This is a genomic window from Micromonospora alfalfae, assembly GCF_022230925.1.
GTDB classification, from domain to species: Bacteria; Actinomycetota; Actinomycetes; order Mycobacteriales; family Micromonosporaceae; genus Micromonospora; species Micromonospora alfalfae.
Genome location: NZ_JAKKFH010000045.1, coordinates 122,559 through 148,380 on the forward strand (window position 1 = coordinate 122,559; position 25,822 = coordinate 148,380).

General features: G+C 72.7%; 23 protein-coding genes and 1 riboswitch. Of the genes, 15 read left to right on the forward strand and 8 right to left on the reverse strand.

Annotation, left to right across the window (positions count from 1 at the left end; genetic code table 11):
• Positions 1 to 10 precede the first annotated feature (10 nt).
• Positions 11 to 586 (reverse strand): GNAT family N-acetyltransferase, encoded by a 576-nt coding sequence (locus MED01_RS29585; RefSeq protein WP_238671766.1) that lies wholly within the window; start codon positions 584 to 586, stop codon positions 11 to 13.
• A gap of 35 nt (positions 587 to 621) precedes the next feature.
• Here MED01_RS29585 and MED01_RS29590 point away from each other — a divergent pair, with 35 nt between their 5' ends.
• Positions 622 to 1,896: a glycosyltransferase 87 family protein gene (locus tag MED01_RS29590; RefSeq protein ID WP_238671767.1), complete on the forward strand. Its 1,275-nt coding sequence runs from the start codon at positions 622 to 624 to the stop codon at positions 1,894 to 1,896.
• On the opposite strand, the gene MED01_RS29595 is transcribed toward MED01_RS29590, so the two are convergent.
• Positions 1,795 to 2,346: a GNAT family N-acetyltransferase gene (locus tag MED01_RS29595; RefSeq protein WP_238671768.1), complete on the reverse strand. Its 552-nt coding sequence runs from the start codon at positions 2,344 to 2,346 to the stop codon at positions 1,795 to 1,797. The genes MED01_RS29590 and MED01_RS29595 overlap by 102 nt on opposite strands.
• Positions 2,347 to 2,425: 79 nt before the next feature.
• Between MED01_RS29595 and MED01_RS29600 the strand changes: the two genes are divergently transcribed.
• The 6 genes from MED01_RS29600 to MED01_RS29620 all read left to right on the forward strand — a co-directional run bounded on the left by MED01_RS29600 (position 2,426) and on the right by MED01_RS29620 (position 8,760).
• On the forward strand, positions 2,426 to 3,655 hold the full coding sequence (locus MED01_RS29600; RefSeq protein ID WP_238671769.1) for a winged helix-turn-helix domain-containing protein: 1,230 nt from the start codon (positions 2,426 to 2,428) through the stop codon (positions 3,653 to 3,655).
• A gap of 4 nt (positions 3,656 to 3,659) precedes the next feature.
• Complete coding sequence (locus MED01_RS29605; RefSeq protein ID WP_238671770.1) at positions 3,660 to 4,313, forward strand: DUF2752 domain-containing protein; 654 nt, start codon at positions 3,660 to 3,662, stop codon at positions 4,311 to 4,313.
• A 577-nt stretch (positions 4,314 to 4,890) separates the two neighbouring features.
• Complete coding sequence (locus tag MED01_RS36400) at positions 4,891 to 5,232, forward strand: hypothetical protein (protein WP_372493748.1); 342 nt, start codon at positions 4,891 to 4,893, stop codon at positions 5,230 to 5,232.
• A gap of 72 nt (positions 5,233 to 5,304) precedes the next feature.
• Positions 5,305 to 6,045, forward strand: coding sequence for an FAD-dependent thymidylate synthase (gene thyX, locus MED01_RS29610; protein ID WP_238671968.1), 741 nt, complete (start codon positions 5,305 to 5,307; stop codon positions 6,043 to 6,045).
• A gap of 47 nt (positions 6,046 to 6,092) precedes the next feature.
• A complete protein-coding gene (gene dapA, locus MED01_RS29615; RefSeq protein WP_238671771.1) occupies positions 6,093 to 7,019 on the forward strand; it encodes a 4-hydroxy-tetrahydrodipicolinate synthase in 927 nt (308 codons plus the stop codon).
• 52 nt (positions 7,020 to 7,071) lie between these two features.
• A complete protein-coding gene (locus tag MED01_RS29620; protein WP_112586590.1) occupies positions 7,072 to 8,760 on the forward strand; it encodes a ribonuclease J in 1,689 nt (562 codons plus the stop codon).
• 79 nt (positions 8,761 to 8,839) lie between these two features.
• Here MED01_RS29620 and MED01_RS35905 read toward each other — a convergent pair whose 3' ends face one another.
• The 3 genes from MED01_RS35905 to MED01_RS29635 all read right to left on the reverse strand — a co-directional run bounded on the left by MED01_RS35905 (position 8,840) and on the right by MED01_RS29635 (position 12,162).
• Positions 8,840 to 9,895: an LPXTG cell wall anchor domain-containing protein gene (locus MED01_RS35905; RefSeq protein ID WP_274526442.1), complete on the reverse strand. Its 1,056-nt coding sequence runs from the start codon at positions 9,893 to 9,895 to the stop codon at positions 8,840 to 8,842.
• 123 nt (positions 9,896 to 10,018) lie between these two features.
• A complete protein-coding gene (locus tag MED01_RS29630) occupies positions 10,019 to 11,596 on the reverse strand; it encodes a type III secretion system chaperone family protein (RefSeq protein ID WP_238671970.1) in 1,578 nt (525 codons plus the stop codon).
• 86 nt (positions 11,597 to 11,682) lie between these two features.
• A complete protein-coding gene (locus MED01_RS29635; RefSeq protein WP_238671772.1) occupies positions 11,683 to 12,162 on the reverse strand; it encodes a YbjN domain-containing protein in 480 nt (159 codons plus the stop codon).
• A 113-nt stretch (positions 12,163 to 12,275) separates the two neighbouring features.
• On the opposite strand from MED01_RS29635, the gene MED01_RS29640 reads away from it, so the two are divergent.
• On the forward strand, positions 12,276 to 14,735 hold the full coding sequence (locus MED01_RS29640; RefSeq protein WP_238671773.1) for an FtsK/SpoIIIE family DNA translocase: 2,460 nt from the start codon (positions 12,276 to 12,278) through the stop codon (positions 14,733 to 14,735).
• A 66-nt stretch (positions 14,736 to 14,801) separates the two neighbouring features.
• On the opposite strand, the gene MED01_RS29645 is transcribed toward MED01_RS29640, so the two are convergent.
• Together MED01_RS29645 and sugE are read right to left on the reverse strand one after the other, a co-directional pair.
• Positions 14,802 to 15,047 (reverse strand): hypothetical protein, encoded by a 246-nt coding sequence (locus MED01_RS29645; RefSeq protein ID WP_238671774.1) that lies wholly within the window; start codon positions 15,045 to 15,047, stop codon positions 14,802 to 14,804.
• Between the two features lie 83 nt (positions 15,048 to 15,130).
• The gene (gene sugE / locus MED01_RS29650; protein WP_238671775.1) at positions 15,131 to 15,445 is read right to left on the reverse strand and encodes a quaternary ammonium compound efflux SMR transporter SugE; all 315 of its coding nucleotides are present in this window, start codon (positions 15,443 to 15,445) and stop codon (positions 15,131 to 15,133) included.
• Positions 15,446 to 15,506: 61 nt separating this feature from the next.
• Positions 15,507 to 15,577: riboswitch (guanidine-III (ykkC-III) riboswitch) on the reverse strand.
• A 92-nt stretch (positions 15,578 to 15,669) separates the two neighbouring features.
• Between sugE and MED01_RS29655 the strand changes: the two genes are divergently transcribed.
• From MED01_RS29655 to pspM, 7 genes are all read left to right on the forward strand, one after another.
• Positions 15,670 to 16,593 (forward strand): ornithine cyclodeaminase family protein, encoded by a 924-nt coding sequence (locus MED01_RS29655; RefSeq protein WP_238671776.1) that lies wholly within the window; start codon positions 15,670 to 15,672, stop codon positions 16,591 to 16,593.
• Positions 16,594 to 16,676: 83 nt separating this feature from the next.
• Entirely contained in the window at positions 16,677 to 18,185 is a 1,509-nt protein-coding gene (gene rimO, locus MED01_RS29660) for a 30S ribosomal protein S12 methylthiotransferase RimO (RefSeq protein ID WP_238671777.1), read from the forward strand.
• A gap of 77 nt (positions 18,186 to 18,262) precedes the next feature.
• Complete coding sequence (gene pgsA, locus MED01_RS29665; RefSeq protein WP_238671778.1) at positions 18,263 to 18,853, forward strand: CDP-diacylglycerol--glycerol-3-phosphate 3-phosphatidyltransferase; 591 nt, start codon at positions 18,263 to 18,265, stop codon at positions 18,851 to 18,853.
• A gap of 165 nt (positions 18,854 to 19,018) precedes the next feature.
• Positions 19,019 to 19,576 (forward strand): CinA family protein, encoded by a 558-nt coding sequence (locus MED01_RS29670; protein WP_274526443.1) that lies wholly within the window; start codon positions 19,019 to 19,021, stop codon positions 19,574 to 19,576.
• A 250-nt stretch (positions 19,577 to 19,826) separates the two neighbouring features.
• Positions 19,827 to 20,261, forward strand: a complete 435-nt coding sequence (locus MED01_RS29675) for a helix-turn-helix domain-containing protein (RefSeq protein WP_238671779.1) — start codon at positions 19,827 to 19,829, stop codon at positions 20,259 to 20,261.
• Positions 20,262 to 20,459: 198 nt separating this feature from the next.
• On the forward strand, positions 20,460 to 21,332 hold the full coding sequence (locus MED01_RS29680; protein ID WP_112586609.1) for a PspA/IM30 family protein: 873 nt from the start codon (positions 20,460 to 20,462) through the stop codon (positions 21,330 to 21,332).
• Between the two features lie 23 nt (positions 21,333 to 21,355).
• Positions 21,356 to 22,141: a phage shock envelope stress response protein PspM gene (gene pspM, locus MED01_RS29685; protein WP_238671780.1), complete on the forward strand. Its 786-nt coding sequence runs from the start codon at positions 21,356 to 21,358 to the stop codon at positions 22,139 to 22,141.
• Positions 22,142 to 22,169: 28 nt separating this feature from the next.
• Here the strand turns inward: pspM and MED01_RS29690 are convergent, their stop codons facing one another.
• Positions 22,170 to 25,793: a hypothetical protein gene (locus MED01_RS29690; RefSeq protein WP_238671781.1), complete on the reverse strand. Its 3,624-nt coding sequence runs from the start codon at positions 25,791 to 25,793 to the stop codon at positions 22,170 to 22,172.
• Between the last annotated feature and the right edge of the window lie 29 nt (positions 25,794 to 25,822).

A 25,822-nucleotide genomic window follows, 5' to 3' on the forward strand; every position in this document is an offset into this window, starting at 1 on the left:
GCCGCACCTGTCACTCGACCTTCTCGGCCGGAACGGCCACGTGCAGGCGCACCTGAGGCACCAGCATGTCGTCGACGTCCAGCGCCCGGGCCGCCCCGTCGAGCTCCCAACCGGTGCTGGTCAGGAACTTCCGGGTCGCCTCGTCACCCTCGAACGCCCAGGCCACCGCCCGACTCATCCCGTCCTCCCGCCACAGGTCGACGGCGGCGGCGAGTAGCCGACTGCCGTGCCCCCGCCGGCCCCACCGCGGCTCCACCAGCAGGTCGGTCACCGCCGCCACGTCCGGGCCGAGCGCCTCGGCCGGCTCACCCGGGGCCAACGCCTCGCCGTCGGCCGGGCCGGAGGCGGCGAACCCCACCAGATACGATTGCTCGGCCTGTTCGACGGCGACCAGCACCCGGTGCGCGCCCGAGGGCGGCTCCAGCACCGCGGCGCTCCACCGCCGGGCGAGGAACGCCTCGTCCAGGTTGTCGAGCACATGCCGAGGAAGGATCCGGCGGTACGCGACCCGCCAGGTCGCGAGCTGGATGCGTGCGATCTCGCCGGCGTCCTCGGGACGCGCCGGGCGGACGTACCCGAGAGCCATGGGACGGAAGCCTACGCAGGGCGAGGGAGACGACGGTGGCGCAGGGTGCCAACAGGACAACCGCGCAGGTCGTCGGGGTGGTGGTGCTCGCCGCGGCGGTCACCGGGTTCCTCGCCGTCGCCGCCGTCCGGCACGGGTTCTTCGACCTGAAGGTCTACTACGGCGCGTTGACCTGGTGGGTGCACGACGGCGGGGAGATCTACGACTACCTCAAGCCGGGCACCCAGTACGGCTTCACCTATCCGCCGTTCGCCGCGCTGGTGATGCTGCCGATGGCGTACCTGCCGTGGACGGCCGCGATCGTGGTGAGCGTGCTCGCCAGCGTGGCCACCACAGCGGTGCTGATCTGGTGGCTGGTCGACCCGATCGCCCGCCGCGCCGGCTGGACCCGGTGGTTCGCCCTCGCCGTGGCGCTCTGCCTGGCCGCCGCGTTCGAACCGATGCGGGAGACTGTCAACTTCGGCCAGGTCAACACGCTGCTGCTCTTCCTGGTGGCGGTGGATCTGCTGCGGCTGCTGCCGGCCGGAAACCGGTGGGCCGGTGTGGGCATCGGCCTCGCCACGGCGATCAAACTGACCCCTGGCGTGTTCATCGTCTACCTGCTGGTGACCGGGCGGTGGCGGGCGGCGCTCACCGCCAGCGGCACGGCCGGCGGTGTGTCGCTGCTGGCCGCCGCGCTCTTCCCTGACGCGTCCCGGGAGTTCTGGACCGAGGCGCTGTGGAACACCGGGCGGGTGGGCGAACTGGCCTTCGTCTCCAACCAGTCGCTGCGCGGGGTGGTCGCCCGGCTCGACCCGGAGCACCCGAGCACAGTGCTGTGGCTGCTGCTCGTGCTCGGCACCCTGGCACTCTGGGCCTGGCGCTCCCGGGCCGCCGTCGTGGCCGGCGACGAGGCCACCGGCCTGGCGCTGACCGGCGCGGTGATGTGCCTGGTCAGCCCGGTCACCTGGGTGCACCACCTGGTCTGGCTGCTGCCCGCCCTGATCCTGCTTGTCGACAACGCGATGGCCGCGCCGGCCGGCCGCCGACGGCAGGTCCTGCTGGCCGCCGCGACCATCGGGTACGCGGTGCTGATCAGCCGGACCGTCTGGCTCTGGGAGAAGGACTTCACCGGCGTCGACGGCTTCCTGGGCAGCAACGCCTACGTGTGGGTCAGTCTCGCGTTGCTGGCCTTCCTGCCGATCCGCCGGTGGCTGACCCCGAACGGGTCAGCGGTCGAGGCGTCCGGCGTACCGCAGCTCGACCAGCCCGACCGGCAGGCCCCCACCGGCCAGCGGCACCTGGTAGGTCGACCGCTCACCGTCCGGTGACAGGCCGACGCGCTCGCAGAAACGCCGGGCCCGCCGGTTGTCCGCCAGCACCCACGCCCGGTAGCCGGCCCAACCCCGCTCGGTGAGCCCGCTCCGGGCCGCGTCCAGCAACGCCGCCGCGGTCCCGTCACCCCAGTGGGCCGGCTCCACGTAGAGCGCCACCACCTCGCCGACCGTCGGGTCCAGGTCGTCCCGATCCTGGTTGCGACGGTACGGCCCGAAGGTGGTGAAGCCCACTACCAACCCGTCCACCTCGCCGAGCACTGTGGTGAACGGGTGTTCCGGATCGGCGGTGCCGACGTCGCGACGACGCTGCGCCCAGGCCACCACGTTGAGCCGACCGAGCACCTCGTCCGGCATGAAGCCGGCGTAGCCCGCCTGCCAGCCGTGCACGTGTACCCGGGCGACCGCCTCGGCGTCGTCCGGCTCCTCCCGACGGATGGTCAGCATTGCACCGTTCTATGCCCCGTTGGTCGTCACGTCCAGCTTCCCGCACCGGCGTCGTACCGATGAATTAATGTCGCCGACGATGACCGCACCGGAATCGCTCTCGCTCGCCCAGGCCCGCCGCGTGGCGCTCGCCGCCCAGGGCTTCGCCGACCCGGCGCCGACGGGCGTGCCCACCCGCCGGCACCTGCGTCGCGTGCTGGGCCGGGTCGGGTTGATCCAGATGGACTCGGTCAACGTGCTGCAACGGGCGCACTACCTGCCGCTCTACAGCCGGCTCGGGCCCTACCCGACCACGTTGCTCGACCAGGCCGCCTACCGACGCCCGCGTGAGCTGTTCGAATACTGGGGCCATGAGGCGTCGCTGGTCCCGGTGGAACTGCACCCGACGCTGCGCTGGCGGATGGCCCGCGCGCACAGCGAATCCTGGGGCGGCATGCGGCGGATCGCCCAGGAGCAGCCTGAGCTGGTCGCCTGGGTGCGGGACGAAGTGGCCGCCCGGGGGCCGCTGACCGCCGCCGAGATCGAGCACGACGCTCCCCGCGAAACCGGCAACTGGGGTTGGAACTGGTCGGCGGTCAAGCGGGCGTTGGAGTTCCTGTTCTGGGCCGGGGAGGTGACCGCCGCCGAGCGCAGCACCTCCTTCGCCCGCCGCTACGACCTGCCCGAGCGGGTGCTGCCCGCAGCAGTGCTGGCCGAGCCCACACCCACCGACGCCGAGGCGTACCGGACGCTGGTTTCCCTCGCCGCGCGGTCCCTCGGGGTCGCCGCCGAGCCAGAGCTGCGCGACTACTTCCGGTTGCCGCTGGCCGGCGCCCGGCAGGCCGTCGCGGAGCTGGCCGAGGCCGGTGAGCTGGTGCCGGTCACCGTGTCGGGCTGGCGGCAGCCGGCCTGGCTGCACACGTCCGCCCGGCTGCCCCGCTGGGTGCGGGGCAACACACTGGTCAGCCCCTTCGATCCGCTGATCTGGGAACGTGCCCGCACCGAGCGACTGTTCAACTTCAGCTACCGGATCGAGATCTACGTCCCGGCGCCACAGCGGGTCTACGGCTACTACGTGCTGCCGTTCCTGCAGGGCGACCGGTTCACCGCCCGGGTCGACCTGAAGGCCGACCGGAAGGCCGGGGTGCTGCTGGTGCCGGCCGCCTGGCTCGAACCCGGCGCCGACCCGGGGGAGACCGCCGTCGCGCTCGCCGCCGAGCTGTACCGCCTCGCCGGCTGGCTCGGCCTGGACGCGGTGGCCCCACCAGCGGCCGGCGATCTGGCCGGTCCGCTCACCGCCGCGTTGGCCGGCGTGTCCGGTGTACCGTGAGCGCGTGACGAGCGCTCCCGGACCGGTCGACCAGCCGCACCCCGCCCCCGGCGCGGTCCACACGGCGCCGGCCGACGGTGGAACGGGTCCCGCCGGCTCGGATCCCGGCGGTTTCGTTCCCGCCGGCGCGGGTCCCGGCGGTTTCGGTCCCGGCGGCTCGGGTCCGGAGGGTTGGCCGACCACCCCGCCAGGCGGCTACCCGACGCCTGAGCCGGACCGGCTCACCCGGTTCGTGTTGCGACTCTACGAACGTTCCCCGCGCTGGGCAGTGCCGCTGGCCGCAGTCGGCTGCGTCGCCATCGGCATGAGTTACGCGCTGCTCAGCAACCCGACCTACGCCGACCCGGACGCAGCGCCCACCTGCCTGCTCAAGTTGACCACCGGGCTGGACTGCCCGGGCTGCGGTGGCACCCGCGCGCTCTGGTACGTGCTGCACGGCGACCTGCCGGCCGCCGCCCGGCACCACTTCCTGTTCGTCTTCGCGCTGCCGTTCCTCGCGTACCTCTTCGTGGCCTGGGCGGGAAACCAGGCGTTCGGTTGGCGACTGCCCGAGCTACGGATCAGCTCGAAGGTCATCGGCGGTTTCCTGGCCGCGTGGCTGGCCTTCTCGGTGCTACGCAACCTGCCCTGGGCGCCGTTCACCTCGCTCTACGTCTGACCGCGTCCCCGTCCGCCGCGTCGCTGCCCGGACGCGCCGCTGCGCGGATGCCGGGGCTCGGGCGGATGGCGGGGCTCGGGCGGATGGCGCTGTTCGGGCGTCCTTTGGACCTGATTCGTTTACGACATCAGGGGGACTCCTTCAGCGCGCCCACCACCCATGATCGACTCGGCATCCGGAAAATCGGACCATCCATCCGACCCGGATAGCGCGACTTTCAGGAGCCCGTGTCGATCACCCACCGAGCAGCTGCACAGCCGCACAGCCGCGTCTGCGGCGCACGGCGGCCCGACGCTCCTCGCCCCAAGATCGCGCTCGATCCTGGATGTAGTGGGGTCGGGCGCGACGGATGCCACTACTTCCATGATGTTGTGCGATCTTGCGAGCGGAGGCGGCTGCCGAGGCCGCCGGGGCCCGGTCGTTCGGCTCGTTCGGGTCGCTCGGCTCGTTCGAGCCCCGATCGCTCGGCGCGCTCGGGTCGCTTGGGGGCCGAGCGGTGCTCGGGACTCGCTTGCCGGCTTCGGTGGCCCACCCGCCGGGGCTGATGTCGCCAACGATTCAGCTCCAAAGGACGCCAATGGAACTCTCCGCCCCGACCTCGATGACGATGCTCGGCCTCGGACCTGGACCTGGACCTGGACCTGGACCTGGACCTGGACCTGGACCTGGACCTGGACCTGGACCTGGACCTGGACCTGGACCTGGACCTGGACCTGGACCTGGACCTGGACCTGGACCTGGACCTGGACCTGGACCTGGACCTGGACCTGGACCTGGACCTGGACCTGGACCCAGACCGCGGACCCGGACCCGGACCCAGACCCCAGACCCAGACCCAGACCCAGACCCAGACCCAGACCTCGGGCCCCGCCTCGGACAACGCCCCGGGGCGGCGGCGGGTTCTGGGCTGTCTGAGTGATCGACATTGCACGGGGCGCGCCTGAGTTGGGTTGGGCGGCACCCCACCACTAAAGTCCCAGGAATGCCGGACATGGTGCAGCCCCAGGTCAAGTTGATCGCGTGGACCCAATTCGCGGCCCCGGACGACGTGCCGTGGTCGACCGACGCTGAGGGCGGCCAAGCGCTGGCCGAATTCGCCGGTCGGGCCTGCTACCAGTCGTGGAAGAAGCCGAACCCGGCGACCGCCACCAACGCCGGCTACCTGGCGCACATCCTCGAGGTCGGGCACCTCTCGGTGCTGGAGCACGGGTCGGTCACCTTCTACTTCACGGGGGTGTCCCGCTCGTTCACCCACGAGCTGATCCGGCACCGGCACTTCTCGTACTCCCAGCTGTCGCAGCGCTACGTCCCGGAGCGGGACGCGGCAATGGTCGAGCCGGCCGTCATCGCCGACGACCCCGAGCTGCACAAGAAGTTCGTGGAGGCCGCCGAGGCGAGCGTTCGGGCGTACACCGAGTTGCTGGAGGGCCTCGAGCAGCGCTTCTCCCACGAGCCGAACCCGACGCTGCGCCGCAAGCAGGCCCGGCAGGCGGCCCGCGCGGTGCTGCCCAACGCCACCGAGACCCGGATCGTGGTCTCCGGCAACTACCGGGCCTGGCGGCACTTCATCGCGATGCGCGCCACCGAGCACGCCGACGTGGAGATCCGTGAGCTGGCCGTGGAGTGCCTGCGCCAGCTCCAGGGGGTCGCCCCGAACGTGTTCGCCGACTTCGCGATCACCACGCTGCCGGACGGCACCGACGTGGCGGCCAGCCCGCACGAGGCGTCCTGAGCCCTTCCCCGGCGGGCCCCGGCTGGTCGTCCGCTAGGTTGGAGGGTATGACGCACGACCACCTCGACGCCGCGTCCCGCCCGGCGTCCCGCCCCTTCGGCCGGCTTCTCACAGCCATGGTGACCCCGTTCACCCCGGACGGTTCCCTCGATCTCGACGGCGTCGCCCGGCTGGCCAGCCACCTGGTCGACGAGCAGGGCAACGACGCGCTGGTGGTCAACGGCACCACCGGTGAGTCGCCGACCACCACCGACGCGGAGAAGGAACACCTGATCCGGGCTGTGGTGGAGGCCGTCGGTGACCGTGCCAAGGTGGTCGCGGGCGTTGGCACCAACGACACCCGGCACACCATCGAGCTGGCCGCCGCCGCCGAGAAGGCGGGCGCGCACGGCCTGTTGGTGGTCACCCCGTACTACAACAAGCCGCCGCAGAGCGGGTTGCTGCGCCACTTCACCGCGGTGGCCGACGCCACCGGCCTGCCGGTGATGCTGTACGACATTCCGCACCGCTCCGGCGTGCCGATCGACACCGAGACGTTGGTCCGGCTCGCCGAACACGGTCGGATCGTCGCGGTCAAGGACGCCAAGGGCGACCTGACCGCCACCAGTTGGGTCACCAGCCGGACCAGCCTCGCCTTCTACAGCGGCGAGGACGCCCTCATCCTGCCGGCGCTGGCCGTCGGCAGCGTGGGCGTGGTCGGCACCTCGACACACTTCACCGGGGCGCTGACCGCACAGATGATCGAGGCGTACGACGCGGGGGACATGCCGGCCGCGCTGGCCCTGCACCGGCGGCTGCTGCCGCTGTTCACCGGCATCTTCCGTACCCAGGGCGCGATCCTGGTGAAGGCGGGCCTAGCGTCGCTGGGCCTGCCAGCCGGCCCGGTGCGACCCCCGCTCGTGGACGCCACCGACGACGAGATCGCCCAGCTGCGCGCGGACTTCGCGGCAGCGGGCCTGGAGCTGCCCGAATGAACGAACGACACGATGGACGTCGAGTAACGGCGTCGCAGAACGAGGTGGACGCGTGACCGAGGCGCACATCGAGGCGGAACTACCCCCGCCGCTGCCGGAGGGCGGCCTGCGGATCATCCCGCTCGGCGGGCTCGGCGCCATCGGCCGGAACATGACCGTCTTCGAGTACGACGGCAAGTTGCTGATCGTCGACTGCGGGGTGCTCTTCCCCGACGTCGAACAGCCCGGTGTGGACCTGATCCTGCCCGACTTCGGCCCGATCCTGGACCGGCTCGCCGACGTCCAGGCGATCGTGCTGACGCACGGCCACGAGGACCACATCGGCGCGGTGCCGTACCTGCTCGCCCACAAGCCCGACATCCCGCTGGTCGGCTCACAGTTCACCCTCGCCCTGGTCGAGGCGAAGTTGGCCGAGCGGCGGATCCAGCCGTACACGCTGACCGTGCGGGAGGGCGGCCGTGAGCGGCTCGGCCCGTTCGAGTGTGAGTTCTTCGCCGTCAACCACTCGATCCCGGACGCCCTCGCGGTGGCCATCCGCACCCCCGCCGGCCTGGTGCTGCACACCGGCGACTTCAAGATGGACCAGCTGCCGCTGGACGGCCGGATCACCGACCTGGCCGGTTTCGCCCGGCTCGGCGCCGAAGGCGTCGACCTGCTGCTCTCCGACTCCACCAACGCGGAGATCCCCGGCTTCGTCACCCCCGAGCGGGAGATCGGCCCGGTGCTCGACTCGATCTTCGCGAAGGCCAAGGGCCGGATCATCGTGGCCTCGTTCGCCTCGCACGTGCACCGCGTGCAGCAGGTCTTCGACTCCGCAGCCGAGCACGGCCGCAAGGTCGCGCTGATCGGCCGGTCCATGGTCCGCAACATGGGCATCGCCCGGGACCTCGGCCTGCTCAACATCCCGGCCGGCCTGGTCATCGGGATCGAGGAGGCGACCACGCTGCCGCCGGAGCAGATCGTGTTGATGTCCACCGGTTCACAGGGTGAGCCGATGAGCGCGCTGGGCCGGATGGCCAGCGGCGACCACCGGCACATCACGATCGCCCCCGGTGACACGGTCGTGCTGGCCTCCTCACTGGTGCCCGGCAACGAGACCTCGGTCTACCGGGTGATCAACCGGCTCGCGCGGGCCGGCGCGGTGGTCGTGCACAAGGACGTGGCCAAGGTGCACGTCTCCGGGCACGCCCCCGCCGGGGAACTGCTCTACCTGCTCAACGTGGTCCGGCCCAGCAACCTGATGCCCGTGCACGGCGAGTGGCGTCACCTGCGCGCCCACGCCCGGCTCGGCATCGAATCCGGGGTCGCCGCCGATCGGGTGGTGCTCTGCGAGGACGGCGACGTGGTCGACCTGGTCGAGGGCCGTGCCAGCCTGGTCGGGCACGTGAAGAGCCGGTACGTCTACGTGGACGGCCTCGCCGTCGGTGACGTCAGCGAGTCGCTGCTCACCGAACGGCGGATCCTCGGTGACGGCGGCTTCATCGCCACCACCGTGGTCGTCGACTCGGTCACCGGCAAGGTGGTCGCCGGCCCGACGCTCTCCGCGAAGGGTTTCTCCGAGGACCCGGAGGCGTTCAACCCGGTGGTGCCGCTGGTCACCGAGGCGCTCAACCGGGCCGCGGCGGACGGCATCACCGACCCGCACCAGCTTCAGCAGATCGTCCGGCGGACGGTGGGGCGGTGGGTCAACGACAAGTACCGTCGTCGGCCGATGATCGTGCCCACAGTCGTCGAGGTCTGACCGCACGCGTCACGATGCCCGTCCGCACACGAGGTGCGGGCGGGCATCGCCGGTTCCCGATCGGGCTCGCCGTTGCGGGTCAGCCGCGCTGGAGCCGGCGTCGCAGGAGCAGCAGTCCGCCGCCGAGGGCCAGCAGCGACACGCCGATCAGGCCGTACACGATGGTGGTCGTGCCGGTGCGCGGCAGTTCCGTCGCCTCCACGGCGGGCGTGGCCGGTGCCGTGGTCGCTGGCGTGGTCGGGTCGGCCGGTGGCGCGGTGGTTGCCACGCCGCCGCCTCCGGATCCGCCGCCGGTCAGGCGGAGCGTCACCGAGGTGTCCGGGTTGGTGTACCGGTTGGTGGGCGCGAGCCAGAGGCGAACGTTCTTCGTGCCGCCGGTGGCCGCCATCCGTACGTCGAAGCTGTCCGTGGCGCCGTCGGCGAGGCGGCGCTCGCGCAGGATCTCGCAGCCCACACCGTTCATCCGGCCGCTGTCGGAGCACCCCGGTGCGGTCACCCGCACACCGTCCGGGGTGGCGACGTTCAACGAGTACCCGCCGATGTCGAACGTGCCGGTGTTCGTGACCAGGACCCGGATGGTCGCGGCACCGTCGACGACCGGGCCGGCGGTGGCCCGTAGCCGCAGCGTCGTGCGGTCCGGCCAGTTGATCCGGAAGTCGGTGGGTCGGTCGGCGCGGCCGGTGGCGTCCTGACCGGCGACGGAACCCCACTCGGTCACCCCGAAGACCGGCTGCGCAGCCGATGAGGTCACCGTCATGCGGTACGTCCGATCGCCCCCGGCGGGCAGTTCCGCGCCGCCGCAGACCCAGGTCCTCGGCGCACCGTCGCCGGCCCGGCAGTCGCCGCCCGCGGTCAGGTCGGCATCCTGTGGCAGTCGGAGCACGAAGAAGCCCTTCGCCGCTGTCGCACCCTCGTTGACGACCTTGACCTCCAGCGGACCCGACGGGTGCCACGGGTCGCCGCCGAGGAAGACGATGTCGCCCCGGGCCAGGATCGTCGGCGCGGCGCTCCCGGCCGTCGTGCTCGGCGAGACGGTCGGGTTCGCAGGGGCGGCACCGGCAACGGTCGGGGTGGCGAGGGCGGACAGGGCGAGCACGGCGGCACCGATAATGCCGGAGCGGAGCGGGCGGTTCATGACGACTCCCGAGGGGTTGCGGTGGGCTGACGGCGATATCACCCCGGTGCCGCTCTCCCGGTTGCGAGCTGTCGGATGTCGTGCAGTCGCGCGGCAACTGCAACCGTTGACGCCACTGGCGAATCAGGGCAGCGCGGCGACCGCTTCGGCGTACGCGATGCCGGTGGCGATGGCCGCGTCCATGAGGATCCGCAACTGCGCCGGGGCGACCCCGTGCGCCAGGTCGGTCGCCACATCGCCGGCCAGCACCAACTCGTCGCCGAGGTCGTGCGCGTACGCCTTGGGCAGCAGCCGGTCGTGGTTCCAGGCGTTGCAGAAGGCGTACGCCTCGGCGCGGCGGGCCGCCGGTAGCCGGCGGTTGGCCATGGCGCGGGCGTGCAGCACCTCGCCGCGCTCACCGGCCCGCCGGAACTGGATCACCGTCCCCTCCCAGTGGCCGACAACTGTCTCGCCCTCGTCCACCAGGTACCGGTCGCCGCGCCCGTCCAGGATCCCGGTGATCATGGCGAGGGAGAGCGCGGACAACTCGCGTTCGCCCAGCTCGGGCTCGGCGTCGGCGTCGGCCTGGACGTCGGCCCGATCGTCGTCGGGCCCGTCAGGTTCGTCGTCGGTGGGCAGCGGGACCGGCGCCGCGAGCGGGCGTTCGGCCAGCCAGGCGGCCATCCGTCCGGAGTGGTGCCCCGTGCCGTTGCGCGCGTCGAAGCTGCCGGCCAACTCGTTGGCCACCCCGAGCAGCAGCGCCCCGAGCGTGGCGACGTCCAACTCGGTGGCCGTCCGCTCGCCGTACGCCGGTCGGGGCATCGTCCGCCCGCCCAGCCCCGCGTCGGCTGCCAACCCGCAGACCAGTGCCCCGGCGGCGGCGAACTCCATGGCGGCGAGGTCGTCGGTCGGCCGGTCCAACCGGGGCAACTGCTCGACCAGAATGGCCAGCCCGCGCTCCAGGTGCCCGCCCAGCGCGCAGAATCGCAGGTGCGCGGCGAGGTGCGGGAACGCCGCGCGCTCCCGGCGGTGCCGGCGGTACGCCCGCACGTGCGCCGTCGCCGCCCGCGCCGGCTCGCCGGTGCGCAGTGCCGGCAGCAGACCGGCGACCAGGTCCCGCTCGGGCTGGTCGGTGCAGGACCGCGGGTCGCCGTCGGTCTCCCCGAGCTCGGTGACCGCGGCACGCCACTCGCCCCAGCCGGCCAGCAGTTCGGCACGCCGGGCCGAGGCGCAGCCCGGGCAGCCGCCGGCCGGTCCCGGCCGTTTTCCGGACCATCGCTCGTACCAGTGCCGGGCGGTGGGCTCGTCGCCCAGGTGATCGGCGATCCGGCAGTGCAGCTCCGCGACGGTCGGTGTGTCCGGGCCGTCCGCGCCGACGCGGTGGGCAAGGTCGTGCAGCAGGGACCGCGTCTGGTCCAGTCCGACCCGGGGGGTGCCGAGCAGCGCCTCGACCGCGTACCGCTGGTAACGCAGCAGCAGCCCGGTCTCCGTCTCGCTGAGCAGGTCGGGTCGGTGGTCGGCGGCGGCCCGGCAGCGCCGGACCGGCTCGACCAGACGCCACCGCTCCCCGTGCAGCAGGTACGCCTCGATCAGCGCGAACCGCGCGTCCATCCCGGACCGGACGTCGCCGGCCGCGTCGGCGCGTTCGGCGAGCCGCTCCAGGGCCACCTGCCGGGCCGGGCCGTCGGGGAGGTCCCGGGCCTCGGCGAGCGCGGCCTCCAGCGCCGGTACGCGGCCCCGCGCGAGGCGGTCACCGGAGCCGGTGGGTGGCGTGCCGGTGCGGCTGCCGGTGACGTCGTCCCGGCCGGTCACGACGGCACCGCGCCGGGCAGTCGACGGACCGCCACGGACAGCTGGCAGCCGGTGGAGATGCCACAGTCGAGCAGTTGATCGAGCTGGTGTGGGGTCACGCCGCGTTCCAGGTCGGTGATCACCTCTCCGTACACCCGGGCCCGGCCGTCGTCGGCGACGTGGACGAACGCCTTGGGCCAGAGCCGGTCGTGGTTCCAGGAGTTGCAGAACGCGTACAGGTCGGGCACCCGTTCGATGCCGAAGGTCGGATCGACCATTGTGCGGATCTGGAGCAGCTCCCCGTCCCCGCCGACGCGGAGGAACCAGATCAGGTTGTCGTCGAAGGTGCCCACCAGATCGCCGTCCGGGGTCGGGCCGACGGACCGGCCCCGGGCAGCGAGCACCGCGGCGACCAGTTCGCCGGTCAGCGGACGCAGCGCGCCAGGGTGCCCGGCCAGCGGATCGTCCGGATCGCCATCGATTTCCGGCGACGCCATGGGGCATCCCTTCTGAGGCGGATATCACGACCGGCGGTGGGGTTCGTGTTACGACGCGCGGACACGACCCGGAAAAGCGGGGATCTGCCCGGCCCCACCGTTACCGTGACTCTATGGCGGGCCGTACCTCTCAGGCGAGCCGGCGGCGCGGCGCGTCGCCGCGCGGTGGCACCAACAGTCGTGCCCGTCAGCCGGCGAAGAAGAACACCCGGGCACCGGTCCGACGTCGCACCACGCCGCCCCGGCCCGGCCCGGCGGTCTACGTCGGCCGTGCGGTCGGTGCACTGTGGATGGGGCTGGCGCACGGGATGGGCTGGGCGGTGCGCGCCGCTGGCCGGCAGGCCGCCTCGGCCCGCGACCTCGACCCGGAGCACCGCCGGGATGGTGCCGGGCTGCTCATGTTCGGGCTCGCCCTGCTCAGCGCCGTGGCGCTCTGGCTGTCCGGAGCGGGGCCGGTGGGCACGCGACTGGCCGACACGATCCGGCTGTTCCTGGGCGCGATCTCGGTTGTCGTACCGGTGCTGCTGATGATCGGGGCGTGGCGGCTGATGCGTCAGCCGGCCGATCCGGAGCACCGGGGCCGTGGGCTGATCGGTTGGGGTTCGCTGCTGGTGTCGACCGCCGCGCTGCTCCAGATCGGTCAGGACCCGGCCGACCCGCTGGAGCGGGACTTCGCCGGCGGTCTGGTCGGCGCGGGCGTCGGTGGGCTGCTGGAGCGGGCGGTCACCGCCTGGGTGGCGGTGCCGTTGCTCGTCCTGCTGCTGCTCTTCGGCCTGCTCGTGGTGACCGCGACGCCGATCAACAAGATCCCGGAGAGGCTGGGCCTGCTCGCCGGTGGGCTGGTGGGCGCACCGGAGGCGGATGAGGAGGCGGACGAGGTGGCCGTCAAGCCGGCGCGCAAGCGACCGGCGAAGCGGATGCCCCCGCCACTGGACCCGGACGACTTCGAGGACGTCGACGGCGCGGACCTCCAGGAAACCATGGTGCTGCCGCGCAAGTCTCCGGCGAAGGTGCCGGCGAGCCGGAAGCCGTCGGTCGAGCCGCCGGAGCACTCGCCCGCCCCGACCCGTGCCGAGCAGCTCGCGTTGACCGGGCTTTCCGGGGACTACACCCTGCCGCCGGCCAACATGCTCAGCGCCGGGGCCGCCGCGAAGACCCGCAGCAAGGCGAACGACGAGGTGATCGCCGCTCTGACCGGCGTGTTCGACCAGTTCGATGTGGACGCCGCGGTCACCGGCTTCACCCGTGGTCCGACCGTCACCCGCTACGAGGTGGAGCTGGGGCACGGCGTCAAGGTCGAGCGGATCACTCAGCTGTCCCGCAACATCGCGTACGCGGTGAAGTCACCGGACGTACGGATCCTCAGTCCGATCCCGGGCAAGAGCGCTGTCGGCGTGGAGATCCCGAACACCGACCCGGAGAACGTCGCCCTCGGCGACGTGCTGCGCTCGCGCGCGGCGACAAGCGACCACCACCCGATGGTCGTGGCGCTCGGCAAGGACATCGAGGGCGGCTACGTGGTGGCCAACCTCGCCAAGATGCCGCACATCCTGATCGCCGGTGCCACCGGCGCGGGCAAGTCGAGCTGCCTCAACACCCTGCTGGTGTCCATCCTCACCCGGGCCACCCCGGACGAGGTGCGGCTGCTGCTGATCGACCCGAAGCGGGTCGAGATGACCGGCTACGAGGGCATCCCGCACCTGGTCACCCCCATCGTGACCAACGCCAAGAAGGCGGCCGACTCGCTGGACTGGGTGGTCCGCGAGATGGACATGCGCTACGACGACCTCGCCGCCAACGGGGTCCGGCACATCGACGACTTCAACCGCAAGGTCCGCAACGGCGAGATCACGGCTCCGCCGGGCAGCGAGCGCGAGATGCGTCCGTACCCGTACCTGTTGGTGATCGTGGACGAGCTGGCCGACCTGATGATGGTCGCGCCGCGCGACGTGGAGGACTCCGTCGTCCGGATCACCCAGTTGGCCCGGGCCGCGGGCATCCACCTGGTGCTGGCCACCCAGCGTCCCTCGGTCGACGTGGTGACCGGTCTGATCAAGGCGAACGTGCCGTCCCGGCTGGCCTTCGCCACCTCCTCCCTCGCGGACTCCCGGGTCATCCTCGACCAACCGGGCGCGGAGAAGCTGCTCGGCCGTGGTGACGGGCTCTTCCTGCCGATGGGCGCCTCCAAGCCGGTTCGGATCCAGGGCGCGTGGGTCACCGAGCGCGAGATCGCCGACGTGGTGAAGTTCTGCAAGGACCAGCGTGAGCCGGAGTTCCGCAAGGACGTGCTGGCCCCGGCACAGGAGAACAAGAAGAAGATCGACGAGGACATCGGCGACGACCTGGACCTGTTGGTGCAGGCGGTGGAGCTGGTGGTCACCTCGCAGTTCGGCTCGACCTCGATGCTGCAACGCAAGCTGCGGGTCGGTTTCGCCAAGGCGGGCCGCCTGATGGACCTGATGGAGACCCGGGGGGTGGTCGGTCCGTCCGAGGGGTCGAAGGCGCGCGACGTGCTGGTCAAGCCGGACGAGCTGGACGAGGTCCTGGCCGGCCTGCGCGGCGACGTGGACTGACCGGCGCTCGACCCTGGACGCGCGACGGGCCCGCCGGGATCCGGCGGGCCCGCGACGGGGGAGCGGTCAGTTGCTGATCAGAGCGCCGAGGATCACCAGGCTGATGATCGCGGCGACGACGCTGGCCGCGGCGGCGTACCAGCCCAGCGGCTTGTCACCGAGCACCGCGCCGACGACGCCAGCGATGACGCCGAGCACTCCGAAGATGACCGGGTTGAGCAGCAGGGCCAGGACCGCGAAGACGAAGCCCACGATGGTGAGGATGCGGGCGGCGTTGCTGCGGGGACGGGCGGTGCTCGGCATGTCGGCCATGTCTTCCTCCGGGTGAGAGCCTGTCGTGACGAATCGATCACTACCCACTGTGGGTGCTCGCCACGCCTGCCCGGCGGGGCGCCTCAGTGGAAGATCTTCAACCCGATCACACCGGCGACCACCAGCAGGAGACAGAGAATTCGGGGCAGGCTCGCCGACTCGCCGAGGGCCAGCATCCCGATCAACGCGGTGCCGACGGCGCCGATGCCGACCCAGACCGCGTAGCCGGTGCCGACGGGAATGTCCCGGAGCGCGTACGACAGCCCGGCCATGCTCAGCAGCAGGGTCACCACGAACACCACCGACGGGACCAGCCGGCTGAAACCGGCGCTGCGGTCCAGGGCGATCGCCCAGGCTGTCTCCAACAGTCCCGAGATCACCAGTACGAGCCAGGCCATCGCTTCACCTCACCGGAAGCGCCCGGGCTTCCGCGCCGGGACGAGTCGAGTCTGCACGTCACGCGGGGCGTCTTGGCCTGACCGGGTACGCCCACCACTCGTCCGGAGCGGCCACGAGCATCCGGCCACTGGTGCCGACGCTAGCACCGGCCCCGGTGGCGGGGAGGTGACCATCACCACGGTCCGTTGACCTCCACTTGACTTCAACTTGCAGTATCGCCAGCATGACCATGCTCTACGCCGACCCCGAGGTCGCCGCCGCGCTGGACGCCGCCACCACTGTCGACGCCATGCGCGCCGCCCTCCTGGCCGCGTACGAGGGCCGCCTGATCGCGCCGCCCCGGGCCGCCGCACCGCTGAGCGGCGGACGGATGGTGCTCACCGCCGGGCACCTGGTCGGCGAGTGGTACGGCTTCCGCTCGTACGACACCTTCGGTCACCCGCAGGGCGAGCAGTTGGTGGTGCTGCACGACGCCCGGACCGGGGCGATCCGGGCGGTCGCCGTCGGCGAGGAGTTGGGCTCCCGTCGTACCGGAGGGTTGGGGGGCCTCGCTGTCGACGCGCTGGCCCGTCCCGACGCCGCCACCCTCGGGGTGATCGGCTCCGGCCGGCAGGCATGGACCCAGGTCTGGGCCACCGCCGCGGTCCGCCCGCTGCGTGAGGTGGTGGTGCACAGCCGCTCGGCCGCTCGCCGGGAGGCCTTCGCGGCCCGGGTCCGTGCCGAACTGGGGGTGCCGGCCCGTGCGGTGGCCGACCCGGGCGTGGCCGTCGCCGGGCGGGACCTGGTGGTGCTGGCGACCACCAGCCCGACCCCGGTGCTCTGCGCCGCCGACCTCAGCCCCGGAACGCACGTCAACGCTGTCGGCTTCAAGCAGCGCGACCGCAGCGAGTTCGGCACCGACCTGCTGGACACCGCCGACCTGCTGGTCACCGATTCACCGGCCCAGGCGGCGGACTACCAGCCGCCGATGCTCGCCGCCTCACCCCCGTACGCCGGGCGGTTGCGCGACCTGGGCGGCATCCTGGCCGGCGCGGTTCCCGGCCGGACCACCGCGGACCAGATCTCCGTCTTCTGCTCCACCGGCCTGGCCGGCACCGAGGTGTTCCTGCTGGACGCGCTCACCCGGGTTGGCGCCGAGGCGCGCTGACCGGAATGACGTTCGCCTCCGTGTCGACAGTCTCCGCCGCAGCCCGCGTGCGTGGGCTTACCCGACCGGCCCGGTACCCTCGGATGGTGTCTGCCACCTCTCCTTCTCCCGCTGACCACGCCGAGGGCCGTCGCGTCGCCCTGCTGACCCTGGGCTGTGCCCGCAACGAGGTCGACTCGGAGGAGCTGGCCGCCCGCCTGCACGCCGACGGCTGGCAGGTGACCACCGACGGCGAGGGCGCCGACGTGGTGGTCGTCAACACCTGCGGTTTCGTGGAGAAGGCCAAGCAGGACTCGATCCAGACCCTGCTCGCCGCCGCCGGAACGGGCGCCAAGGTGGTGGCCGCGGGCTGCATGGCCGAGCGGTACGGCCGGGAGTTGGCCGACAGCCTGCCCGAGGCCCAGGCGGTGCTGAGCTTCGACGACTACCCCGACATCGCCGCGCGGCTGAACGCTGTCGTCGCCGGCGAGCAGATCACCGCGCACACCCCACGGGACCGGCGCGAGCTGCTGCCGCTGACCCCTGTGCAGCGCCGCGACAGCGGTGTCTCGCTGCCCGGCCACGGCACTGTGACCCGCACCGTCGTCGACACCGACGAGCACACCCCGGCACACCTCCGTCAGGTGCTGCGCCGACGGCTCGACACCGGTCCGGTGGCCTCGCTGAAGCTGGCCAGCGGCTGCGACCGCCGCTGCGCGTTCTGCGCCATCCCGGCCTTCCGGGGGGCCTTCGTCTCGCGTACCCCGGACGAGCTGCTCGCCGAGGCGGAGTGGCTGGCCAAGACCGGCGTACGGGAGCTGGTGCTGGTCAGCGAGAACTCCACCTCCTACGGCAAGGACCTGGGTGACCCGCGCGCCCTGGAGAAGCTGCTGCCCCAGCTCGCCGCGGTGACCGGCATCGTCCGGGTGCGGGCCAGCTACCTCCAGCCGGCCGAGACCCGGCCCGGGCTGATCGAGGCGATCGCCACCACCCCGGGCGTGGCACCGTACTTCGACCTGTCGTTCCAGCACTCCAGCGAGCCGGTGCTGCGCCGGATGCGGCGTTTCGGCTCCACCGACCGGTTCCTGGAGCTGCTGGCGAGTGCCCGCGCCCTGGCCCCGGACGCGGGCGCCCGGAGCAACTTCATCGTCGGTTTCCCCGGCGAGACCCGCGCCGACGTCGACGAGCTGGTCCGGTTCCTGACCGAGGCCCGGCTCGACGCGATCGGCATGTTCGACTACAGCGACGAGGACGGCACCGAGGCTGCCGGCCTGCCCGGCAAGGTCTCCGCTGCGACGATCAAGCGGCGCTACGACCGGCTCAGCGCCCTCGCCGACGAGCTCTGCTCGCAGCGGGCCGAAGACCGGCTCGGCTCGACGGTCGAGGTGCTTGTCGACACGATCGAGGACGGCGTCGTGGAGGGCCGGGCGGCCCACCAGGCGCCGGAGGTGGACGGTTCCACCACCCTGGTCGCCCCGGCCGAGGGTGGGGTCGACCTGGCCGCGCTGCGCCCTGGCGATCTGGTGCGCGCAACGGTGACCGGCACCGAAGGGGTGGACCTGCTCGCTGTGCCGGATGAGATGATCTCGGCGGCGCCCGGCGCGGCACGGTGACGGCGGGCCCGAGCGGAGCGGGGGACCCAGGTGGTGCGGTGCCGGGAACGCCACGGCGGCCCGAGCGGAGTGCGGCGGTGACCGGGGCGACGGAGTCGACGCCGGGCCGGGTGGTGGCAGTGGTGCCGGTCGTCAACGCGGCGAACGCGTTGACCGCCCTGCGGCTGGTGCTGGTGCCGGTCTTCGCCGCCTCGGTGATCATGTCCGGGATGACCCACGCCGGTTGGCGGATGGCAGCCTGCCTGATCTTCGCCGTTGCCTCGGCGACCGACCTGGTGGACGGCTGGATCGCCCGCCGCTTCGGGCTGGTCACGTCGGTGGGCAAGGTGGCCGACCCGATCGCCGACAAGGCGCTGACCGGCGCGGCGCTGGTGCTGCTCTCCTGGTACGACCAACTGCCCTGGTGGGTCACCGCGCTGATTCTCGTCCGCGAGCTGGGCATCACCGGGCTGCGGTTCTGGGTGATCCGGCACGGCGTCATCGCCGCCAGCCGAGGGGGCAAGGTCAAGACCGCGCTCCAGATCCTCGCCATCGCCTGGTACCTCTGGCCGATGCCGGCCGCGCTCGCCACCGTCGGCCCCTGGATCATGGCCGCCGCCGTACTGGTCACTGTCGCCACCGGCTTCGACTACATAGCCCAAGCCCTCCGCCTCCGCCGCCCCCGCTAACCCCCGTACCCCCCCCAGGCCCCCAGGCCCCGCCCACCCCGCCGTTGATCATGAAGTTATTGCCCTCCGCAGCGGCGTGTCGTGACGCTAACTTCATGATCGACGCGCTTGGGTCGGGGTTGGGGGTTGGGGTTGGGGGTTGATGGGTGGGGAAGGAACTGGCGCATGGGGGCTGGGGTGTCGGCGGACGGTGGCGGCGTGGGTGGTGCTGCGGTGGGTGGTGCTGAGGTGGACGGGGCTGAGGTGGGCAGTGCGGCGGCAGGGGTCGTGCACCGGCTGGCCGAGCGGCACGAAACCCTGGCCACTGTCGAATCGCTCACCGGCGGGTCGCTCGCCGCTTCGATCGTGAACATCGCCGGGGTCAGCGGGATCTACCGGGGTGGCCTCGTGGTGTACGCCACCGAGCTGAAGGCGACACTGGCCGGCGTACCCGCTGACCTGCTGTCTGAGCGGGGGCCGGTGGACCCGGACGTGGCGGCGGCGCTCGCCGAGGGCGGCCGGCAGCGGTGCGGCGCGGACTGGGGGCTGGCCACCACCGGAGTCGCCGGCCCCGAGCCGCAGGACGGGAAGCCCGTGGGCCTCGTCTACGTCGCGGTCGCCGGCCCGAACGGCGGGGCGGTCCGGCAGCTCGACCTGGGCGGCGGGCGGGACCACGTCCGCGCGGCGGCCGTGGTCGAGGCGCTCCGGCTGCTCGCCGAGCGACTGGTTGACGCGACCCCGTGAACGCCAGGGCCAGAACCACACAGGCCGGGACCCGGGCCGGAACTGCGGGCGGGACCATTCGGCGCGCTGCGGAAATGGGCGGCGGCGCGCCCCGGTGAGCCCGTCCCGACGAACCGACGGGCGGGGCGGGATGTCGCCCGGGCCCGCAACGGGTACGGTTGCGGGAAGGCTCCGACGTTCGGGGTCGGCGCGGTCCGCCGCGACCGGCCGCCCAGCGGCGGGCGCGAGGTATCCCTCAGGGGGAGGTGCGATGATCCTGCTACGCCGGGTGATCGGTGACGCACTGCGAGCGCGTCGGCAGGGCCAGCAGCGCACGCTGCGTGAGGTCTCCACCGCCGCGAACGTCAGCCTCGGCTACCTCTCCGAGATTGAACGCGGGCACAAGGAGCCGTCGAGCGAGCTGCTCGCCGCGATCTGCGACGCCCTCGGTGCCCGCCTCTCCGAGCTGCTGCGTGAGGTGAGCGACACTGTGGCGCTCGCCGAGCAGATGCCCGGGGTGCTCGTCTCGATGCAGGACGAGCCGGCCGACGCCGCAGCCAAGAGCACCAACCGGGGTGTCCGTCAGGTCACCTCCAACGGCACTGTCGCTGTCTCGGTCCGCCAGGACTCGCCGCTCAAGGCCACCCTGCGCAGCACCCGGGTCCGCCCGACCGAGCGCGACCGGGATGTGGTCTGCGCGGCCTGAGCCGCCGATCCAGTTGACCATGGGCGGGGTGGCCCCGGCCGCGTAGGGTTGCTCGCAGGAGCCGCCGGTGCTGTCGACCGCCCGGTACGGATGCCTCACTGGCGTTCGGCTGGGACGATGGAGACCTGCCGGTCACGGTCAGCCGGTCCAGCCGGCCCGGCCGTGGTGGAGCGACGCTACTGAGGGGATACCGCGGAGATGGCGAACCCGTTCGTCAAGGGTTGGAACTACCTGATGGCGCTCTTCGGTGCGAAGATCGATGAGCATGCCGATCCCAAGGTGCAGATCCAGCAGGCCATCGAGGATGCCCAGCGGCAGCACCAGGCGCTGGTCCAGCAGGCTGCCGCGGTGATCGGCAACCAGCGTCAGCTGGAGATGAAGCTGTCCCGGCAGATGACCGAGGTCGAGCGGTTGCAGGGCAACGCCCGGCAGGCCCTGGTGCTCTCCGACCAGGCCCGGGCCAAGGGCGACGAGGCCGAGGCGGTGCGGTTCGAGCAGTCCGCGCAGACGCTGGCCAGCCAACTCGTCTCCGCCGAGCAGGCCACCGAGGACCTGAAGACCCTGCACGACCAGGCGCTGGGCGCCGCCGCCCAGGCCCGCCGAGCGGTCGAGAACAACTCGATGATCCTCCAGCAGAAGCTCGCCGAGCGCACCAAGCTGCTCAGCCAGCTGGAGCAGGCCAAGATGCAGGAGACGGTGGCCCGCTCGCTGGAGTCGATGTCGTCGCTGACCGCGCCCACCAACACCCCGTCGCTGGACGAGGTGCGCGACCGCATCGAGCGGCGGTACGCCAACGCGATGGGTCGCGCCGAACTGGCCGGCAACTCCGTCGAGGGCCGTATGTTGGAGATTCAGAAGGCCACCATCGACTCGGCCGGCTCCGCCCGGCTGGAGCAGATCCGGTCCAGCATGGCGGGGGAGCAGCTCGGCGGCGCGGCCCAGCGACCGGCCGTGCCGCAGGCCGAGAAGACCGGCCCGGCCAACGACCCGACGGCCGCCGCCCGGCTTGACGAACTGCGCGCCAGCATGGCTCGCGAGCGGGGCACCGGCGACCCGACCGCCGCCGGCTGAACGACCGGATCGAGGGGGTCACTGTGGCAGACGAGCGGACCCGGTACTTCCGGAGGCTGGGCCGGCTTCGCCGGTCGGCCCGACGGTGGAGCGTGCTGGCCGGTGGGCTCAGCGGCGCGGCGGTGGTGCTGACTCCGTACGCCGGCCTTGGTCTGCCCGACGCGGCCTGGGCCGGCGCCGCGGGCAGCGCGGTGGCGCTCGCCGCCTGGCGCTGGATCGACGTGCGCGCCCTGGCCGCCCAGCCGGCGCCCCCCGCTCTCGACCCGGCCGAAGCGGCGGCCCGGTCACGGGCCCGACTGATCGCCGCCGTCGAGCGGCTGCCGGTCGGCCCGGGCGTGCTCGCCGAGGTACGCCGGGTCCGTTCCCGGATCGCGCTGCGCGGCACCAGCGCCGGGGAGCAGTGGGCCCGACTGGACCGGGCGGCGCTCACCCTGGCCGGGATGGCCCCCCGGCTCACCGGGCTGGCCGAGCCGGCGGTCCTGGAGGCCGCCGCCGCCGACCGCTCGCTGCGCGACCTGGCCGCGCGGGTGGCCAGCGTCGAACGCGCGCTGCGGCTGGCCCCGGCCGACGCCCGGCCCTCGCTGGCCGAGGCGCACGCCGCGCTGACCGCTCAACTGGAGGGCGGGGTGGCCGCGTACGAACGGCTTGTGGTCGCCGCCGCCGGCTACCTGGCCGAGGACTCCCGACCGGAGACCGCCCACCCGGCCGCCGACCGGCTCACCGAGGCGACAGACCTGCTGCACGGGGTCGCCGGGGCACTTGCCGAGCTGCGGGCCGTCGGCACCCCGCTGCGCGCGCCGACGCGCTGACAGCGCACGCCCCGCGGACCCCCGCCGGTCACGGTGGTGTCGTCACCAGGACCGGGCCGGTGTACGGCGAGGTGCCCACGACGTTGAACGACCGGATCCGGTAGTGGTACGTCACGCCCCGGGCCAACCCCGTGTTGGTGAAGCCGCGCCCGGTCACCGTGAAGGTGGCCGTCGCCTGCTCGAAGGCCGGGTCGAGTGCCCGCTGCACGATGAACCCGGACCCAGGGCCGCCCGGTGTGCTCGCCTCCCAGGCCAGGATCACCGTCGCGGTGTCCGGCCCCGGTGCGCTGGCGGTGGCGCTCACCCCGCCGGGGGTTCCCGGCGCGGGCGGCGAGGTCACAGTGGCGACTGTCGACCACGCCGAGGCGGAGCCCAGGTAGGTGGTCCGCACCCGGTAGTAGTACGTGGTGTCAGGTGCCACTGCCGCGTCCAGGTGACTGTCGCCGACCCCGATCGCCGTGGTGCCCGGGCCGCTGGTGAACGTCGGGTTGGTGGCCCGCTGCACGTCGATGCCGGTGGCGAACGAGCGGTTCGTCCAGCGCAGCGCCACGCGCAGCGGCGCGGCTGGCGGGAGCGTCGCGACCAGACCGCTCGGCGCGGCCAGGTGCACCGATGCGGGTACCCCGTTCGACCAGGACGAGTAGCTGACCGCGTTCTCCGCCCGGATCCGGTAGTGGTAGGTCACCCCGGGGGTCACTGTCGCGTCGGTGTAGCGGGTGGCGGCGGCCGCGACGGTGATCGTGGTGACCTCGCCGCCGAAGGTGGCGTCGGTGGCCCGTTGCAACACGTGGCTGGTGGCTGGCGGTCGCCCGCCGTTGCTGGTCCAGGCAAGCGCGATCGCCGGTAGCGCGGTGGCCGAGCCGGACACCGGTGTGGCGGTCAGCCCGGTCGGCGCCTTCGGCGTCACCCGCAGCACCAGCGGCCTGCTCATCCCGCCGTCGCGGTGGCCGGCGAGCTGACTGTGCCAGCGGTACTCCCAGCCCAGGTTGACCAGTTGGTTGACCACAGTGGCCGGTCGACCGTCGATCGGGCTGACCGGCGTCGACCCGGTCCGCGCTCCGGCCCGGCGGCAGGGGTCGAGCAGCCGGACGCTGTCCCCCAGCTTGAACGGCAGCGTCGGCGCGACCGGGCGCAGCGCCACCACCACGTCCTCCCGCGGGTTGACCCGGACGACTCCCTTCCAGCCCAGCTCCGTGCCGTGCGGGAGTCGCAGCGTGCCGTCCCAGCCAACCCGGTTGATCACCTGCACGTCGCAGCCGGCGATATGCAACGGCTCGGTCTGCCGGACGTTGCCGCTGATCCGCCAGAGCTGCGTGCCGTCGGTGGGGGAGCCCACCGGCACGGCGGGGTCGGTGGCGAAGAGCACCTCGGTGACCGGGTCGGTCGCACCGAGCGGCAGCGTCGTCGGGTTGAGCGGCCCGGCGTGTGGGTGCCCGACGCCGAGCCGGCCCGCCGACCGGCCGTGGTCCGGTTCGACGATCTGCTGTGCGGTCTTCACAGCGATCGGCACTGTCACCGGGCCGGTTCCGGCCGTCGGCGTGAACGTCACTGTGGTGGCGTGCACCGGCACCGTCGTCTGCGCCGGGGTCCGGGTGCCGAACGCCGGGTCGTACGCCGGCTGCGGGACGATCGGCGGACGCTGGCTGGCCGCGTACGCCACTGGCAGCCGTTCGCGCAGCCGGCCCAGGTCGTACGGCGGCTCGGGCGTCCCGGTGACCCGGAACTGGAGCACTGTGCGGGTGTTCGGGCCGTACCCCGGTTCGGTGGCGGGCGGGCCGCCCTCGGCGCTGCGGTCCGGGGCGTCGGTGTGCTGGTCGTAGCGACTGTCGAAGCCGGGCAGCGGGGCCGGGGCGTCGTTGTAGAGGATCAGCGTGCTGCCCGGGGGCACGGCGGAGAAGTCGACGAGCACGTCGGCGCGTTCGCCCGGGGCGAGCAGCACCGTGTGCCCGTCGACGTTCAACACTGTCGGGTCGAGCCGGTCGTAGCGGTAGCCGATCGGTTGGTTCGGCAGCACCACCGGCGCCGGCAGGAGGCCCGCCTCGTTCCCGATCTGGATGAACTCCGGGCCGGCGGCGCGCGGGTCCGGCACACCGCCGTCGCGTCCGTCGGTCGGCCACCCCGCCGGACGGTCCGCCGCCCGCGCGGCGGGCACCATCGGCACCTCACCGGCGTCGGGGTCGGCGAGCGTGCCGTCGGCCGTCCACATCGCCGCGTCGGAGCGGGCGCGGTAGAGCTGGAGGTTGAGGCTGCGGTCCAGGCAGGCGTTGAGGATCCGGAACCGGTACGCGCGTGGCCGCACCTCCAGGTACGGGTAGGCGACGCCGTTGACGAACGGGGTGTCGCCGTACGCCTCGGGAACTGCGGACGGGTGCGGTACGCCGGGGCTCAGCGGCGGCTCGTCCGGCGCGCCGACCGGATCGTAATACGGGTTCGGCACCCAGCCGTCGGCGTGGGCGTCGGCGTGGGCGTCGGCCGGGGCGGAGTTGCGGGACCAGGGTCCGTAGTCCCACCGCCCGGTGGGGTTGCGTCCGCCGGACCGGTACGGGTTCTGCCGGGGTTGGTAGACGTGCGGGTGCCAGAGGCTGCCGAGGGCGCCCCAGCGTTCCCGGTCCCAGGTGGGGTCCTCGGCGGCGAGCTGGGTGTCGTCCGGAACGAACGTCTTGTCCTCGATCACCAACGGCACCTGGTCGGCCGGCAGCACCGCGTCGGCGACGAGCTGGTCCTCGGCCGGGTCGGTGAGCAGGTAGAGCGCGAGCTGTCCGCCGTAGACGGTGAGCCGGGCCAGGCCGAGGGTGTTGTCGTGGAACCACAGCAGCCGGCCGCTCTGCTCGTTCGGGAAGTAGAGAGTGGTGGCGCCGGCGCCGGGCGCCGGCATGTCCGGCACGTGGGCCAGGCCGGGGCCGGTCGGGTACGGGGTGATCTCCCCGGCCGGGGTGATCCACTGCCCCGGGTTGCCCGCGCTGGTCCAGCCGGTCTGCGCCCCGGCCAGGTGCAGCACGGCCCGGTTCTGCGGGTACGGCGCCGGTCCGTCCAGTGGGCCCGGACCGGCCCCCTCGATGGTGTCGTCGACAGGCAGGAACAGCTCGCCGGACCGACCGGTGGGGAGCTGGTTGATGAACTTCACCCGGACCGGTCGACCTCGACGGGCGTAGATCATCGGCCCGAGGTGCCACTGTCGCTCCGGAGGCGCCACAGTGTTGTGTCCGGCCGGGTCGGTGCCCAGGTTGAGTTGCCGGTAGCCGCGCAGCCGGGTGACCGGCAGGTCCCGGTGCAGCCGCTGGGCGTACTCCTGTAGGCCGATCTCGTAGTAGTCGCAGCCCGGATAGCTGATGGTGTCCGGCACCGCCACCGGCAGGTGGCTGCCGAGGTCTCCGTGGCCTGGCTGGCCCGGGACGGGCAGTGGGTCGACGAACTTGCGCAGCCCGGTTCCGGCCACCACCTGCCCGTCGGGGCCGCGCGTCGGGCGGGGGCTGTACGCGAAGTTCGGCACCGGACCGAAGTAGCGGGGCACGACGGCCGGGTCCAGGCTCGGCGTGACAACGGCCTCCTCGGCGGTACGCGGGGTCGGCACGGACGCCGCCCGGCCGTCGGCCTCGGTGTCGCGGGTGGTCCGCTCGAAGAAGGTGGAGCGGAGTCTGCGGAACATCGCCATGACTCTCCCCGGTTCGGGGCGCGAGGGCC